Origin of the sequence: Streptosporangium sp. NBC_01755 (assembly GCF_035917995.1) — a bacterium.
In the GTDB taxonomy this organism is placed as follows: domain Bacteria; phylum Actinomycetota; class Actinomycetes; order Streptosporangiales; family Streptosporangiaceae; genus Streptosporangium.
Genome location: NZ_CP109131.1, coordinates 7,118,251 through 7,134,387 on the forward strand (window position 1 = coordinate 7,118,251; position 16,137 = coordinate 7,134,387).

Sequence of the window (16,137 nt, forward strand, 5' to 3'; positions counted from 1 at the left end):
CATCGGTGGCTTGTCTCGAAGTCCGAATCGCCCCTACTCTATTATTTGAAAATAAATTCAAAAACTGAGGGTGGGGAACATGTCACAGCAGGCCGGTGAGATCACCGAGGGTGACTGCGTCCTGGTGGGGGAGAACGGTGCCGTACGGGTGCTGACCCTGAACCGGCCGCGCCTTCGCAATGCCATCGACCTTGAGTTGCGGATCACGCTCGCCGAGCGGATCGAGGAGGCGATGACCGACGGCGCGGTGCGGGTGATCGTGCTGACCGGGGCGGGCGGCACGTTCTGCTCCGGAGGTGACATCTCCACCATGCGCCGCCGACCGGCCGAGGAGACCAGGCCCAGGGCGGAGGCGGCGCAGCGCATCGTGCGCGCGATCTGGTCCGGTCCCAAGCCCGTGCTGGCCGCGGTCGAGGGTTTCGCCTTCGGGGCGGGGGCGTCGCTGGCCCTCGCCTGCGACCAGGTGGTCGCCGCCTCTGACGCCGTCTTCAATCCGACCTTCACCAAGGTCGGTCTCGCCGGTGACCTGGGAATCTTCTGGTCGCTGAGCCGGCGTGTGGGGCTGGCCAGGGCGCGGCGGTTGCTGATGCTGCCCAGGGGGGTCAAGGGGGCGGAGGCGCTGGAGATGGGCCTGGCCGACGTCCTGGCCGAGCCCGGCGCCGCACTGGAGACCGCGCTGGCCGATGCCGAGAGGCTCGCCGCGGCGCCGCCGCTGGCCCTCGCCACGATCAAGGCGATGCTCGTCGAGGGGCCGTCCGATCCGTACGAGGTGCTGGCGCGCGAGGTCGACAACCAGATCCGTCTGTTCGACACCGACGACTTCGCCGAGGGGGTGGCGGCGTTCCGGGAACGCCGGCCTCCGGTCTTTCGCGGCAGGTAGCCGATCCCGCCTCCGCGGTGAGCACCCGAGGCCGGGGCTCCCGCCCCGCGGGTGTCCCGGCTCACCTGCCTTCGCAGATAACTCACAGAAGGTCTTATTTTTTTAATTTAGATTAGGTAGCGTTGGTCACCCTTGCGGCGAGATCGTTCGTTCCGTGAGAGCGGCTTCACATTTCGGAGGTAGGAACCCGTGACCACTGACCAGATCACCAGCCCGTCGGTCACACCGCCACTGCGGGAATCCTTCTGGCCGCGTGACTCCAGCGTGCCTCTGATCGAGCACACGGCCGGCTCGCTGCTCGCCGAGCGGGCCAGGACCCACGCCGGTTCGCTTGCCCTCGTGGCCGGCGCGCACGGCACGGGCGAGGAGCGCAGGCTCGGCTACGAGGAGCTGTACGCCGAGGCTCGGCGAGTGGCCGCAGGGCTGCTGCGGCTGGTAGAGCCCGGTGAGCACGTCGCGCTGTGGGCGCACAACGTCGTGGAGTGGCCGATCATTCAGTACGGTGCGGCGCTGGCCGGGGTGACGCTGGTGGCGCTGAATCCGGTGCTGCGCCCGGATGAGCTCCTGTACGCCCTGAACCACTCGCGCGCCGCCGTGCTGCTGCACGCCGATCGCAGCCGCGACTACGACCTGGCCGCGGTCGCCGCCGAGGTCGGTCCGCGGTGCCCGGCACTGCGGCACACGATGAGCCTTTCCACTCCCGAGCGCTGGACCGCCGACCCCGGGGAGTCGTCCGCGCTGCCGGAGGTCTCTCCGGACGCGCCGGCCATGCTGCAGTACACCTCGGGCACGACCGGCAGGCCCAAGGGTGTGCTGCTGTCCCACCGGGCTCTGGTCAATGTGGCGAAGCTGACCGTGGAGGTCGCGGAAATGCCCTCCGGGGCGGTGTGTGTCGCGCCCCTGCCCATGTTCCACACCGCCGCCTGTGTGATCTCGACGCTCGGCCCGCTGTGGCTGGGGGGTACCGTGCTCCTGGTCGAGCGGTTCGAGCCGGCGGTCGTGCTGCGGCTGATCGAGCGGGAGGCGGCCACGGCACTGTTCTACGTGCCGACGATTCTGATCGCCGTGCTCGAGGCGGCGCGGGCCGGAGCCGGGCCGATGCCGAGGTTGACCGCCGTGGTGGGCGGCGGGGCGAACGTCCCCGGTGCGGTGATCGATGCGGTGTCGCGGGAGTTCGGCGCCTCGGTGCACAACCTGTTCGGGCAGACCGAGCTTGCTCCGGTGCTCACCCTGACCCGCAAGACGGACACGCCGGAGGACCTGGTGAACACGGTGGGGCGCCCGATCCCACAGGTGGACTGCAAGATCGCAGACCCGGTTACCAGGGCGGTGCGGCCGCTCGGCGTCGAGGGTGAGATCTGCGCCCGTGGCTACCAGCAGATGATCGAGTACTACGACGACCCCAAGGCGACCGCGCTCGCGGTCGACGCCGACGGCTGGGTGCACACCGGCGACCTCGGCACGATGGACGAACGGGGTGTCATCACCGTCACCGGCCGGATCAAGGACCTGATCATCCGTGGTGGGGAGAACATCGCGCCGGCCGAGATCGAGTCGTGCCTGGTCGCGCACGAGCTCGTGGTGGACGCCACGGTCGTGGGGGTCGCGGACGACCGGTGGGGCGAGACGGTCGGCGCGGTGGTCGTGCCGCGCGAGCCGGGGCGGCCCGGGCTCAGGGAGGAGCTGATCACGTACTGTCGGGAGCGGCTCTCGCCGTACAAGGTCCCACAGCACTGGTTCTTCGTCGAGGCCCTGCCGCTCACCGCCACCGGCAAGGCGCACAAGCCCACGATCAGGTCGTCCATCGCCGACGGCGAATTGAGGCCGGTGGAGTGACGGTCCCACGGGGGCCCGGCGCGTTTGACGAATTAATCTAATTAATATTAAATAATCCTAGGAGGTTCCCAGGTGATCCCGAGCGTCGAAGAGCGTCGTGCGCGGCTGAGTGAGCGTTTCCCCGAGTGGACGCCGCTCACCCTTGACGGTCGACTGGAGCGCTGCGCGCAGGAGTTCGGCGACCGTCCCCTCGTGCTGACCGACGAGCGGACCCTCGGCTACGCCGAGGCCGCCGAGTGGTCGGCGCGGCTGGCGGACGGGCTGGCGGCGCTCGGGGTCCGGCCGGGCGACCGGGTCGGTCTGCTGATGGCCAACTACCTGGAGTTCGTCCCGCTGAAGTTCGCGATCGCCAAGGCCGGCGCGGTCGCCATCCCCTTCAACTACCTGTACCGGCAGGATGAGCTCGCCTACGTCCTGGCCCAGTCCGAGTGCAACGTGCTGATCACCATGACCGGTTTCGCCGGGCTGGACTATCTGGACATGCTCGACGCCGTCGCCCCCGGCTGGGAGCGCGAAGGCGGCGAGACGCTGCCGGAGCTGCGCCAGGTCGTGCTGCTCCCCACCGACGGGCGGACCCGCGAGGGGGTGCTGACCGTGGACGGCCTCGGCGAGCTGGGCGCGGGCGCACCCGGCGCGGCCGCACCCGGAACGCGGACCCCCGACGATCTCGGGGACATCCTCTACACCTCGGGCACCACCGGCTCGCCCAAGGGGGTGATGGTAACCCACGACGCGGTGCAGCGCACCGCCTACGCCTCCGCGCTGAGCAGGGCCTTCGAGGACGGCCGGCGCATCCTGTTCTCGCTGCCCTGCTACCACATGTTCGGCTACGTCGAGGGCCTGCTCGCGGCCATGATGGTGGGCGGGGCGATCATCCCGCAGACCGCGTTCAGCCCGGCCGGCTACTTCGAGGGGATCGAGCGCCACCGGGCCACCGAGATCCTGTGCGTGCCGACCATGACCGTCGCGCTGCTCGAGCACCCCGACCGGCTCACCCGTGACCTGTCCTCGCTGTTCGCCATGCTGTCCGGTGCCGCGCCCTCGCCGATCTGGCTCTGGGAGCGGGTCCGCGCCGAGCTCGGCGTCACCGAGCTGGTCACCGGCTACGGCATGACCGAGTGCGGTGGGGCGATGACGATGTCCCTGCCCGAGGACCCGCTGGAGCGCGCCTCCGCCACCGTCGGCCGGCCCAAGCTCGCCGGCGTCGCCGGGCTCCCCGGCGACGTCTGCGTCTACCGGACCGTCGACCCGGTGACGGGGGAGTTCCTGCCGGCCGGCACCGAGGGCGAACTCGTCTCCACCGGGCCGACGCACATGCTGGGCTTCTGGAACAAGCCCGAGGAGAGCGCGCTCGCCCTGCGGGACGGCTGGGTGTACTCGGGTGACCTCGGCATCGTCCGAGAGGACGGCTACCTGGTGCTCACCGGCCGCAGCAAGGAGCTCTACAAGAGCGGTGGCGAGCTGGTGATGCCCAAGGAGATCGAGGATCTGCTCACCGCGCGGCCGGGGATCAGCCAGGCGTACGCGATCGGCGTGCCCGACGACAGGTGGGGCGAGACCGGCTGCGTCTGGATCGTTCCAGAGCCGGGAGCGAAGCTCGACGCGGACGAGATCATCGCGTTCTGCAAGGAGAACCTGGCCCGTTTCAAGGTGCCCAAGCACGTGCTCTTCGCGGAGCCGTCGGAGCTGCCGACCACGCCGACCGGAAAAATCCAGAAATTTCGGCTTGTTCAGCAGGCCAAGGCACGTATTGAAGGAGGGAAATCGTGACCGTCCAGTACTCGGAGCTGATCCAGCCCGAGAGGGTGCACGGTTCGCTGTACACCGACCCGAGCATCTTCGCGGAAGAGCTCGAACGGATCTGGTACCGCACCTGGGTGTGCGTCGGGCACGTGAGCGAGGTGGCGCGGCCCGGCGACTACGTGCGCAAGAACGTCGCCGCCCAGGACGTCATCATGACCAGGAGCGCGGACGGCGAGGTCGGCCTGCTGCTCAACCGGTGCGCGCACCGGGGCAACCTGGTCTGCGAGGACCGGCGGGGCAACTCCAGCTCGTTTCGCTGCCCCTACCACGGCTGGACCTACCGCAACACCGGTGAGCTGCTCGGCTACCCCTACAACCAGGGGTACGGCGGTAAGAACAAGCTCGAACTCGGTCTCGGCCGGGTGCCCCGGGTGGACATCTACCAGGGCTTCGTGTTCGCCAGCTTCGCCGCCGAGGGGCCGACCCTGAAGGAGCACCTCGGCGCCGCGGCGGGCGAGCTGGACCGGCTGGCCAGGCTCTCCCCGGAGGGAGAGGTCGAGCTCACCGCCGGCTGGCTCAGGCACCGTGCCAAGGCGAACTGGAAGCTGCTGGTCGAGAACGAGACCGACGGCTACCACCCGCAGTTCGTGCACGGCTCGGTGTTCAGCGTCACCGGCAGCCCCATCGGAGCCCTCTACAGCGACAAGTCGACAGCCGTCACCCGTGACCTCGGCGGCGGCCACAGCGAGAACGACCTGCGCCCGGAGTTCCGCAGGGCCGCCCGCCCCATGGGCTGGTTCGGCACCTCCGAGGCCAGGGTCCCCGACTACGTGGCGAAGATGCGCGCGCTCCACGGCGAGCAGGCCGAGGAGATCCTCATCGAGGGCGCGCCGCACGTCATGGTCTTCCCCAACCTGTTCATCGCCGAGATCAGCGTTTTCACGATCCAGCCGACGGCGGTCGACGAGACCGTGCAGAACGTCACCGCGGTGCAGCTCAAGGGCGCCCCGGAGATGAACCGCAGGCTGCTCTCGCAGTGCGTCGGCTCGGTCGGCCCCGCGGGCATGCTGCTGGCCGACGACTCGGAGATGTACGAGCGCAACCAGCGCGGCATGGCCGCCCGGCGGCCCGAATGGCTCGACATCCGCCGCGGCGTGGGCCGCGAGCGCATCGACGAGAACGGTTTCCGGATCGGCGCCGCCAACGACGAGACCGGGATGCGCGGCTTCTGGGCGCACTACCGGGGCCTGATGGAGGAGGGGGCCGCGCAGTGAGCAGTCTGGAACCCGGTGAGATCGAGCGCTTCCTCTATCGCGAGGCACGGCTCGCCGACGAGCACGACTACGACGGATGGGAGGCCCTGTGGACCGACGACGCGCTCTACTGGGTGCCCGCCGGAGGCCCCGACGTGGACCCCGAGTCGCAGATGTCGGTCATCTACGACAACCGCAGCCGCATCAGGACGCGAATCAGCCAGCTCAAGACGGGTAAGCGCTACTCCCAGTCGCCGCCGTCGAACATGCGGCGGCTGATCTCCAACGTCGAGGTGGTCGCGGTCGAGGGGACCGACACCGTGGCCGAGGCGAACTTCGTGCTCGTCGAGTCCCGCGAGCGGGGGACCACCCTGTGGTCGGGCCGCGCCACCTACCGGCTGCGCCGCGTCGAGGACGACATCCGGCTGGCCTACAAGAAGGTGGTCCTGGTGAACAGCGCGGAGGCGCTTTCCACCCTGGCCTTCCTCATCTGAAGGAGTCCGGCAGTGGATCAGTGGATCATCGCCAGCGAGTTCGCCGAGGTGGCCGTGAGCCTCGACACCGACGCCAACGGGCCGCGGCTGCGCGTCGAGGACCTGCGCGGCGGCCGGGTGCGCTACCTGGACGCGCTGGAACTGGAGTCCGTCGTCTGGCTCTCCGATGAGCGGGTGCGCGAGTTGCTGGACCCCTCGGCCGGTCGCTGGAGCGACAGGCCCGCCGATGGCTGAGATCCTCGAAAGAGCCGGTCGGCTGGACCTGGTGGCCCACATCCGGCCCGGTGACGCGGTCATCTGGGGACAGGCCTGCGCCGAGCCGCTCACCCTGACCGAGCGGCTCATCGAGCAGCGTGCCGAGATCGGCGGCCTCCGGTGCTTCCTCGGACTGCCCGCCTCGGACACGATCCGCCCGGAGCACGCCGACCACCTGTCGTTCCTTTCCTACTGCGGTGGCGGCGGTAACCGTGCGCTGCACCGGGCCGGCGTCCTGGACATCCTGCCGTGTCACTACTCGACACTGCCGGATCTCATCGAGAGCGGGGCCCTTCCCGTCGACGTCGCCCTGGTCCAGCTCTCGCCCGCGGACGGCGCCGGGCGCCACAGCCTCGGCATGGCCGACGACTACCTGTCCGCCGCGATCGACAGGGCCCGCGTGGTCATCGCGGAGGTGAACGACCAGGTGCCCTGGACGCACGGGACGCGCACGCTGACCGCCGCCGACCTGGACGTGATCGTGTTCACCTCCCGGCCGCCCGCCGAGATCGTCAAGAGTGTGCCCGGTGACGCGGAGGAGCGTGTCGCCGGGCACGTCGCCGGCCTGATCGAGGACGGTGCGACCCTGCAGCTCGGGCTTGGCGCCCTGCCCGAGGCGATCGTCGCCCGGCTGGCCGACCGCCGTGACCTCGGTGTCCACTCCGGCCAGATCGGGGACGCCGTCGCCGACCTGATGGAGGCCGGAGTGATCACGGGCGCCCGCAAGACCGTCGGCCGGGGCCGTACGGTCACCGGAACGCTGATGGGAACGTCGCGGTTGTTCCGTTATGCCGACGGCAATCCGGCGATCGAGCTGCGCGACACCCGCCACACCCACGACCCCGAGGTGCTCGCGGCTCAGGAGCGCCTCGTCGCGATCAACTCGGCGATCGAGGTCGACCTGTCCGGTCAGATCAACGCCGAGGTCGCGCGCGGCTCGTATGTCGGCGCCGTCGGAGGTGCGATCGACTTCCTGCGCGGGGCGGCCCGCTCCCGGGGCGGCCTGCCCATCGTGGCGCTGACCTCCACCGCGAAGAGCGCCAGCCGGATCGTGGCGAACCTGAGGGGGCCGGTCAGCACGTCCCGCGCCGACGCCGGGATCATCGTCACCGAGTACGGAGTGGCCGACCTGCGCGGGCTGTCCCTGGAGGAGCGGCGCGCCCGGATGCTCGCCATCGCCCACCCCGACCATCGCACCGCGCTTGAGAAGGAGAGCTGTCCATGAGAAGAGCCGCGATCGTCGCCCCGGTCCGCACGCCGGTCGGTGCCTTCGGCGGAACCCTGCGCCCGGTGCCGGTGGAGGATCTGGCCGCCACGGTCATCAGGGCCGTCGTCGAGCGCTCGGGCATCGACCCCGAGCGGATCGAGGACGTGGCGATGGCCCAGTCCTACGCCAACTCCGAGACGCCGTGCGTGGGCCGCTGGGCCGCCCTGCACGCGGGCCTGCCGGTCGCCGTCCCCGGCTTCCAGATCGACCGGCGCTGCGGCGGCGGGCTGCAGGCCGTGGTCACCGCCGCGATGATGGTGCAGACCGGAGCCGCCGACGTGGTGGTGGCCGGCGGCGTGGAGAGCATGAGCAACGTCGAGCACTACTCCACCCAGGTCCGCTGGGGCAGCCGCTCCGGCGGTGTGCGGTTGCACGACCGGCTGGACCGGGGCCGTGAGCGGTCCCAGCCCGAAGGGCGCTTCGGCCGGATCTCCGGGATGATCGAGACGGCCGAGAACATCGCCCGCCGGTACGGGATCACCCGCGAGGTGGCCGACGACTACGCCGCGGGCAGCCACCGCCGGGCCGCCGCGGCCTGGGAGGCCGGAGCCTTCGACGACGAGATCGTCGGAGTCCAGGTGCCGGTGCGGCGCGGCGATCCGGTCATGTTCGAGCGCGACGAGGGCATCCGCCCGGACAGCACCCCCGAGACGCTGGCCGGGCTGCGGACCCTGATGCCGGGCGGGACCGTGACCGCGGGCAACTCCAGCCAGCAGAACGACGCCGCCGCGGCCTGCCTGGTGGTGGCCGAGGACAGGCTGGACGAGCTCGGGCTGGAGCCGCTGGGATTCCTGGTCGGCTGGGCGGCGGCCGGCTGCGAACCGGCCACCATGGGACTCGGCCCGGTGCCGGCCGTGGCCAGGCTGTTCGCCGCGACCGGCGTGACGTTCGACGACATCGACCTGGTGGAGCTGAACGAGGCGTTCGCCTGCCAGGTGCTCGGCGTCGTCAAGGGCTGGGGGTTCTCCGGCCCGGCCGAGCTGAGCGACCGGCTGAACGTCAACGGCTCCGGCATCTCGCTCGGGCACCCGATCGCCGCGACCGGGGTGCGCATGCTCACCACGATGCTGCACGAGCTGCGCCGGAGGGGTGGCGGGTACGGCCTGGAGACCATGTGCGTCGGCGGCGGCCAGGGCATGGCCGCCCTCTTCGAGGGAGTCTCGTGAACACGCCGAAGGGGATCGTGGCGTACGCCACCTACCTGCCCAGGCACCGGCTGCGGCACGCGGACCTGGGCGCCGCGCTGGGCACCGGGGGCGGCACCGGATCACGGGTGGCCGCCTCGTTCGACGAGGACAGCACCACCCTGGGGATCGAGGCCGCGCGACGGCTGCCGCGCGGGGGAGAACGGCCCGGGGCGATCTTCTTCGCCACCACCTCGCCCGCCTACCTCGACAAGACCAACGCCGCGGCCGTGCACGCGGCCCTCGGCCTGGGCGCCGACGGCTTCGCGGTGGACCTGGCCGGGTCGGCGCGGTCCGGCACCGGCGCGCTGCTCGCCGCCGCCGCGAGCGGGGGCCTGGCCGTACTCGCCGACGTGCGGACCGGCCTGCCGGGCTCGGCCGACGAGCGCGACGGGGCCGACGGGGCCGCGGCGTTCCTGTTCGGCGACCCCGATGAGGCGATCGCCGAGATCGTGGCCCGGGTGTCGGTGACCGCGGAGTTCCTTGACCGCTGGCGCACGCCGGACGAGCCGGCCGCCCGCCGCTGGGAGGAGCGTTTCGGGCTGGAGAGCTACCTGCCGCTGGTGACGGAGGCAGGACGGCGGGCCCTCGCGGAGGCGGACGTCGCCGTCCCCGACCACGTGGTGCTCTCCTCGCCGAACCCGCTGGTGGCCAGGCGGGGGGCCGCGCTGTTCCCCGCGCGGGTTCCGGCGGGAAGGACGCCGGGTCACGCGGGCGCGGCGGACGTCGGGCTGAGCCTGGCGGAGGTCCTGGACCGGGCGGCGCCGGGCGAGACCGTCCTGCTGCTCGCCGCCGTGGACGGCTGCGACGCGCTGGTGCTGCGGGCCACCGACCGCATCGAGGGCGGGCGCCAGGCCCACCCGATCTCGGCGCAGCTCGCCGCCGGGCGAGATGTCTCGTACACCGCCTATCTCACCTGGCGCGGCCTGCTGGACCGGGAGGCGCCCCGGCGACCGGAACCCGAGGTGGCCGCGGGGCCGCCCTCGGCCCGGTCGCAGGCCTGGAAGTTCGCGTTCACCGGGTCGCGGTGCCGCGGCTGCGGTTTCGTCCACCTGCCCCCGGCGCGGGTCTGCAAGGGCTGCGGAGCCGTGGACGAGATGGAGCCGCGCCCGCTGTCGGGCGTGCGGGGCACGGTCGTCACCTTCACGGCCGACCGGCTGGCGTACTCTCCCTCGCCGCCGCTGATCGACGTCGTGGTCGACTTCGACGGCGGCGGGCGGTACACGATGGAGCTGGCCGACGCCGCCCCGGACGAGGTGGAGATCGGGATGCGGGTGGAGACGACGTTCCGCAGGCTCCACACGACCCAGGGAGTGCACAACTACTTCTGGAAGGCACGGCCCGTGGAGGACGAGCGATGAGCGCAAGGGGAATCAAGGACCGGGTCGCGATCGTGGCCATGGGGTGCACCAGGTTCGGCGAGCACTGGACCTCCTCCACCGACGATCTGCTGATCGACGCCGTGCGGGAGTGCATGACCGCGGTACCGGGCACGGACCTGGCGGATGTGGAGGCGTTCTGGCTCGGCACGCTCGGCTCGGGGCAGTCCGGCCTCACCCTCAGCCGCGCGCTCGCCCTGGACTACCGGCCGGTCACCCGGGTGGAGAACTACTGCGCGACCGGTTCGGAGGCATTCCGCAACGCCTGCTACGCGGTGGCGTCCGGAGCCTACGACCGGGTCATGGCGGTCGGGGTGGAGAAGCTCAAGGACTCGGGTTTCTCCGGGCTGACCCGGATGGACCCGCCGGGAGACGGCACGGCCGCGGAGAACACCCTCACCGCACCGGCCGCCTTCTCGCTGCTCGACCCGGCCTACTGCGCGAGGTACGGCGTCGACCCCGCGGGGATGCGGGCGGCCATGACCCATGTGGCCTGGAAGAACCACGCCAACGGGGCGCTCAACCCCAAGGCGCAGTACCGTGCCCAGGTGTCCAAGGAGAAGATCGCCGCGGCGCCGCTGGTGGCCGGGCGACTCGGGGTGTTCGACTGCTCGGGGGTCTCCGACGGCGCCGCCTGCGCACTGATCGTCCGTGCCGAGGACGCCCACCTCTACACCGACCACCCGGTGTATGTGAAGGCATTGGCGCTGACGGCGGCGCCGGGACGCGCGGCGATGGATCCCGGCTACGACTACACGACCTTTCCCGAAGTGGTGCGGAGCGCCCAGGACGCCTACCGGCAGGCCGGGGTCACCGATCCGCGCACCGAGATCTCGCTGGCCGAGGTGCACGACTGCTTCACGCCCACCGAGCTGGTGCTGATGGAGGACCTGGGCTTCGCCGAGTGTGGCGAGGCGTGGCGCGACGCCCTCGACGGCGCCTTCGAACTCGGCGGACGGCTGCCGGTCAACCCGGACGGCGGCCTGAAGTCCTTCGGCCACCCGGTCGGCGCGAGCGGGCTGCGGATGCTCTACGAGTGCTGGCTGCAGTTCCGCGGTGAGGCCGGGCGGCGGCAGTTGAGCGACCCCAGGCTCGCTCTCACCCACAACCTGGGCGGTCGCCCGGGCGGCTGTGTGTCCTTCGTCTCGGTGGTCGGTTCCGAGCTCGGCTGATTGGCATCAGGACATTTTTTAGTTTAGATTAAATTAAATCAGTGGAGGATTCCATGGTGAACGAAGTACAGGTGGCTCGCGATCTCTACGTCGCCCTGAAGGCCGGCGACCGGGATCGGCTGTCGGAGTTGCTGCATCCGAGCTTCGTGGCCAGGACCACCGAGGGCCTGCCCCTGGGACTGGGCGGTGTTTACCACGGCGTCGAGGAGACGTGGAGGGAGTTCTGGGGCCGTATCGGAGAGAACTTCCGCGTTCGCGCCGAGCCGCAGGGTTTCCACCCGCTCACCGACGGGGGCCTCCTCGTGACCGGCGGATACGTGGGGAAGGCCCGTGCCACCGACGCCGGGGTCGACGCGGCGTTCGCCCACCTACTCCGGTTCACCGGGGATCAGGTCTCCGAGCTGATCCAGTACACCGACAGCGCCCGCTGGGCACAGGCGCTGGACGCGGGCCCCAAGGCGGAAGCGGCTCCCCGCAGGGAACTGTCGGTCGTCGACTTCGAGCTGAACGACGGCCTGGCCAGGATCCGGCTCAACCGGCCGGCCGCGCGCAACGCCCTCGACCTCGACATGGCGCTCGACCTGAATGAGGTGTCCCTGCGCTGTGCCGAGTCCTTCGACCTGCGCGCGGTGCTGCTGACCGGTGAGGGGCCGGCCTTCACCGTGGGCGGGGACGTCAAGCTGTTCGCCTCGACCGAACACGCGGAGCTACCCGCGCTGGTCCACCAGATGATCGGGCCCTACCACGAGGCACTCGACCGGCTGGCCCGGCTGGACGCGCCCATCGTGTGTGCTGTCCACGGCGCCGCGGCCGGGGGCGGGCTCGGCCTGATGCACTGCGCGGACCTCGTACTCGCGGCCGAGGGCACCAAGTTCGCCCTCGGCTTCAGCGCCCTCGGTCTGTCCGGTGACGGAGGCAGCACCTGGTTCCTGCCCCGGATGATCGGATCGCGGCGGGCGGCGGAGCTGTTCTTCCAGCCGCGTGTGCTGACCGCCCGCGAGGCTGAGGAGTGGGGGCTCGTCTCACGTGTCGTCGCGGACGACGCGCTCGAGGGCGAGGCTCTCACCGCCGCCAGGCGGCTCGCCGCGGGCCCGACCCGTGCCTTCGCGGAACTGCGGCATCTCCTGCGCGCCGGCTGGGACAACACTCTGACCGAGCAACTGCTCGCCGAGCAGGGGGCACAGGAGCGGACGGCTGCCACAGCCGACGCGGCCGAGGGCGTGGCCGCCTTCAAAAGCAAGCGCGAACCCGACTTCCACGGACGGTAAAGAATGATCATTGACAGTGAAGACCAGCGGCTGCTCCGGCAGAGCGTCGGCAAGATCGCGGAGCGGTACGGCCACACCTACTTCGCCGACCGGGCACGTGCCGGTGGCCGGGTCGACGAGCTCTGGGCCGAACTGGGCGAGGGAGGCTTCCTCGGCGTGCACCTGCCGGAGGAGTACGGCGGTGGCGGAGGCGGCCTGGCCGAGTACGGCGTGGTGCTGGAGGAGCTGGCGGCACACGGCATGCCGCTGCTGATGGGGGTCATCTCGCCCGCCATCACCGGCTCGATCGTCTGGCGGCACGGATCGGCTGAGATGAAGGACGAGTGGCTGCCCGGTATGGCGGCCGGGACGAAGAAGATGGCGTTCGCGCTCACCGAGCCCGACGCCGGCTCCAACAGCCACCAGGTCACCACCGGCGCGCATCGCGACGGCGACGGCCGGCGGCTGACCGGCACCAAATACTACATCTCCGGCGTTGACGAGTCCGACGCGCTGCTGGTGGTGGCGCGCGACGGCGAGCCGGGCCTGTCCGGGCGCGCCCCGCTCTCGCTGTTCGTGGTGCCCACCGATGCCCCCGGCCTGGGCTTCCAGGAGATCGTCACCGAGCTCGTCGTCCCGGAGAAGCAGTTCACCGTCTTCTTCGACGACGTACGGATCGGTCCCGAGGCACTGATCGGAGAGGCGGGGCGGGGCCTGCGCCAGGTCTTCGCCGGCCTCAACCCCGAGCGCATCCTGGCCGCCTCGCTCAGCAACGGCATCGGCCGCTACGCCCTGGACAAGGCCGCCCGCTACGCCCGCGAGCGGCAGGTGTGGTCCACCCCGATCGGCGCCCATCAGGGAGTGTCGCACCCGCTCGCGGAGGCCTACATCGCTGTGGAGCTGGCCAGGTTGGCCACCGCCCGCGCAGCCGAACTCTACGACTCCGGCCAGGACGCCGCCGAGGCGGCCAACATCGCCAAGTTCACCGCCGCCGACGCGTCGCTGAAGGCACTTGACCAGTCCATCCAGACGCACGGTGGCAACGGGTTGTCGCGGGAGTACGGCTTGGCAGACCTGTGGTTCGCGGCCCGGCTGTTGCGCACCGCCCCGGTCAGCCGGGAGATGGTGCTCAACTACATCGCCCAGCACAGTCTGCGGCTTCCGCTCTCCTATTAGTTCCGTTTTCGACTTTTCGCCGTAGAACAGAGAGGTTTACCGATGGCAGGTGTACAGGATCGCGTGATCGCTGTGACCGGAGCAGGGGGAGGGCTCGGCCGCGAGTACGCGCTGTTGCTCGCCCGCTCCGGCGCGAAGGTCGTCGTCAACGACCTGGGCGGGGCGCGTGACGGTTCCGGCTCGGGTACGACCATGGCCGACGCGGTGGTCGCCGAGATCACCGAGGCCGGCGGGCAGGCCGTGGCCGGCTACGACAGCGTGGCCTCGGAGGAAGGTGGCGCGGCCGTCGTCCGCACGGCGCTGGAGGCCTTCGGCCGCATCGACGGAGTGGTGAGCAATGCCGGCATCCTGCGCGACGTGGCCTTCCACAAGATGACCACCCAGCAGTGGGATGCGGTGCTCCAGGTCCATCTGCACGGCACCTACCACGTCGTCCGTGCGGCCTGGCCGTACTTCCGGGAGCAGGGGCACGGCAGGATCGTGGTCGCCACCTCCAACACCGGCCTGTACGGCAACTTCGGTCAGGCGAACTACGGTGCCGCCAAGCTCGGCATGGTCGGCCTGATCAACAGCCTCGCCATCGAGGGCCGCAAGTACAACATTCTGGCCAACGCGATCGCGCCGCAGGCCGCGACCCGGATGACCGAGGACATCGCGCCGGCCGAGCTGCTGGCCAAACTTCCGGCCGCGCACGTCGCGCCGGTCGTCGGCCATCTGCTCAGCGACGAGTTCGCCGACAGCGGCACCGTGGTCGTCGTCGGTGGCGGCCTCTGCACCCGGGTGCAGCTTTTCGAGTCCAAGGGCGTCACCTTCGCCGACGTGCCGACCATCGAGCAGGTCGGCGAGCGCTGGGCGGAGATCGTCGACATGGACGGCGCGGTGCCTGCCGTCAACAGGGTGGGCTGAGAGGATGGAGACGACCGTGGACGACTTCGACGCCCTGGTGATCGGGGCAGGAGCGGGTGGCCTGTGCGCCGCCGCCAGGCTCTCCCACCTCGGCTACCGCACCCTCGTGGTCGAGCGGCTGGACCGGGTCGGTGGCCGGGCGTCCACCTACGAGATCGACGGCTTCAAGGTCAACAACGGCGCCATCGTGCTGGAACTCGGCGGCGTCACCGAGGAGACCTTCGCGACCGTCGGCGCGCCGTACGACGTCCGGATGCCCGCACCTCCGCTGCTCTACCGGATCGGCGGCAAGGACATCGACGTGACCGGTGGCGGCTGGGGGTTCCTGCTCGGCAAGCTCACCAGGCAGGGCGCCAAGCTGGTCAAGGGGCTGGGTGCGGCCAGGGAGGACAGCGGGCTGCCCGAGGCCGAGCTCAGCACCGCCGAGTGGGTGTCGAAGTACACCGGGAACGAGAACGTGCACGGGATGTTCCGCAACATGTGCGGCTCCATCTTCGCGGTCGGCTCCGAGGAACTGCCCGCCCGGGTCTTCCTCACCTACTTCACCCGCAAGAGCGCCTTCAAGAAGTTCGGCTTCCACCCCGAGGGCACCATCGGCGCCTGGCGGGCGCTGGCCGACGTGGTGACCGGGAACGGCGGCGAGGTCTGGCTGGACAGCGAGGTGCGCTCGCTGACCGTCACCGACGGTCTGGTCACCGGCGCGGTGATCTCCCGTGACGGCGAGAGCGTCGAGGTGGGCTGCCGGATCGCGGTCAGCAACGCCGGACCGGCGGCGACCGTCGAGATGGTCGGCGCGGACAATCTGCCCGCCGACTACCGCGACGAGGTGCGGCGCAAGGACCGCCCCTGCGCGATGATCACCGTGAACATCGCCAGCCAGGAGCGGCTCATCGAGGCTCAGGGCATGCTGAGCTTCGGCAAGACCCGGCGGCTGTGCTACATCGCCAACTTCACCGACCTCTGCCCGGAGATGGCGCCGCCGGGCTGGCACCTTTACTCCGCCTCCGGCGTGCCCAAGCCGGCCGTCGGTGACTTCGACGAGCGGGCCGAGACCGAGCTGATCATGGAGGACCTGCGCGAGCAGGTGCCCGGCTTCGAGCGGGCGCGCGTGCTGTCCACCGTGGTGACGCGTGACGGCTGGCCGCCGCAGCGCGCCGTGGCCGGCTTCGACCTGGCCCCCACCACGCCGATCCCGAACCTGTGGAACGTCGGGGACGGGGTCAAGGAGTACGCCAACGGCGGCACCACCGCGTGTGCCGAGACCGCCAAGCTCATCGTCGAGCAGATCACCGAGCGGCACCCCGTCGGCGCCGGCCGCTGAGCCCGCGTCTCACCCAAGGAGGAA

14 protein-coding genes are annotated in these 16,137 nt (G+C 70.7%); all 14 read left to right on the forward strand.

Features of this window, described 5'->3' with window-relative positions:
- Nucleotides 1-79 precede the first annotated feature (79 nt).
- Complete coding sequence (locus OG884_RS32855; RefSeq protein WP_326639381.1) at nucleotides 80-880, forward strand: enoyl-CoA hydratase/isomerase family protein; 801 nt, start codon at nucleotides 80-82, stop codon at nucleotides 878-880.
- Nucleotides 881-1,069: 189 nt separating this feature from the next.
- Nucleotides 1,070-2,716 carry a class I adenylate-forming enzyme family protein gene (locus OG884_RS32860; RefSeq protein ID WP_326639383.1) on the forward strand — a complete coding sequence of 549 codons (1,647 nt, stop codon included), beginning with the start codon at nucleotides 1,070-1,072 and terminating at the stop codon, nucleotides 2,714-2,716.
- A 72-nt stretch (nucleotides 2,717-2,788) separates the two neighbouring features.
- Nucleotides 2,789-4,486, forward strand: a complete 1,698-nt coding sequence (locus tag OG884_RS32865) for a class I adenylate-forming enzyme family protein (protein WP_326639385.1) — start codon at nucleotides 2,789-2,791, stop codon at nucleotides 4,484-4,486.
- The gene (locus OG884_RS32870; RefSeq protein ID WP_326639387.1) at nucleotides 4,483-5,733 is read left to right on the forward strand and encodes an aromatic ring-hydroxylating oxygenase subunit alpha; all 1,251 of its coding nucleotides are present in this window, start codon (nucleotides 4,483-4,485) and stop codon (nucleotides 5,731-5,733) included. Before OG884_RS32865 ends, OG884_RS32870 begins: the two co-directional genes overlap by 4 nt.
- On the forward strand, nucleotides 5,730-6,206 hold the full coding sequence (locus OG884_RS32875) for an aromatic-ring-hydroxylating dioxygenase subunit beta (protein ID WP_326639389.1): 477 nt from the start codon (nucleotides 5,730-5,732) through the stop codon (nucleotides 6,204-6,206). Before OG884_RS32870 ends, OG884_RS32875 begins: the two co-directional genes overlap by 4 nt.
- A gap of 12 nt (nucleotides 6,207-6,218) precedes the next feature.
- The gene (locus OG884_RS32880; RefSeq protein ID WP_326639391.1) at nucleotides 6,219-6,440 is read left to right on the forward strand and encodes a hypothetical protein; all 222 of its coding nucleotides are present in this window, start codon (nucleotides 6,219-6,221) and stop codon (nucleotides 6,438-6,440) included.
- Complete coding sequence (locus tag OG884_RS32885) at nucleotides 6,433-7,686, forward strand: acetyl-CoA hydrolase/transferase family protein (protein ID WP_326639393.1); 1,254 nt, start codon at nucleotides 6,433-6,435, stop codon at nucleotides 7,684-7,686. The genes OG884_RS32880 and OG884_RS32885 overlap by 8 nt, the downstream gene beginning before the upstream one ends.
- Nucleotides 7,683-8,894 (forward strand): acetyl-CoA C-acetyltransferase, encoded by a 1,212-nt coding sequence (locus tag OG884_RS32890; RefSeq protein ID WP_326639395.1) that lies wholly within the window; start codon nucleotides 7,683-7,685, stop codon nucleotides 8,892-8,894. Before OG884_RS32885 ends, OG884_RS32890 begins: the two co-directional genes overlap by 4 nt.
- Nucleotides 8,891-10,273 (forward strand): OB-fold domain-containing protein, encoded by a 1,383-nt coding sequence (locus tag OG884_RS32895; RefSeq protein ID WP_326639397.1) that lies wholly within the window; start codon nucleotides 8,891-8,893, stop codon nucleotides 10,271-10,273. Before OG884_RS32890 ends, OG884_RS32895 begins: the two co-directional genes overlap by 4 nt.
- Nucleotides 10,270-11,463 carry an acetyl-CoA acetyltransferase gene (locus tag OG884_RS32900; RefSeq protein WP_326639399.1) on the forward strand — a complete coding sequence of 398 codons (1,194 nt, stop codon included), beginning with the start codon at nucleotides 10,270-10,272 and terminating at the stop codon, nucleotides 11,461-11,463. Before OG884_RS32895 ends, OG884_RS32900 begins: the two co-directional genes overlap by 4 nt.
- A 53-nt stretch (nucleotides 11,464-11,516) precedes the next feature.
- Entirely contained in the window at nucleotides 11,517-12,731 is a 1,215-nt protein-coding gene (locus tag OG884_RS32905; protein ID WP_326639401.1) for an enoyl-CoA hydratase-related protein, read from the forward strand.
- Nucleotides 12,732-12,734: 3 nt separating this feature from the next.
- Nucleotides 12,735-13,886: an acyl-CoA dehydrogenase family protein gene (locus OG884_RS32910; protein ID WP_326639403.1), complete on the forward strand. Its 1,152-nt coding sequence runs from the start codon at nucleotides 12,735-12,737 to the stop codon at nucleotides 13,884-13,886.
- Between the two features lie 42 nt (nucleotides 13,887-13,928).
- Entirely contained in the window at nucleotides 13,929-14,792 is an 864-nt protein-coding gene (locus OG884_RS32915) for an SDR family NAD(P)-dependent oxidoreductase (protein ID WP_326639405.1), read from the forward strand.
- 4 nt (nucleotides 14,793-14,796) lie between these two features.
- Nucleotides 14,797-16,113, forward strand: coding sequence for a phytoene desaturase family protein (locus OG884_RS32920; protein WP_326639406.1), 1,317 nt, complete (start codon nucleotides 14,797-14,799; stop codon nucleotides 16,111-16,113).
- Nucleotides 16,114-16,137 lie beyond the last annotated feature (24 nt).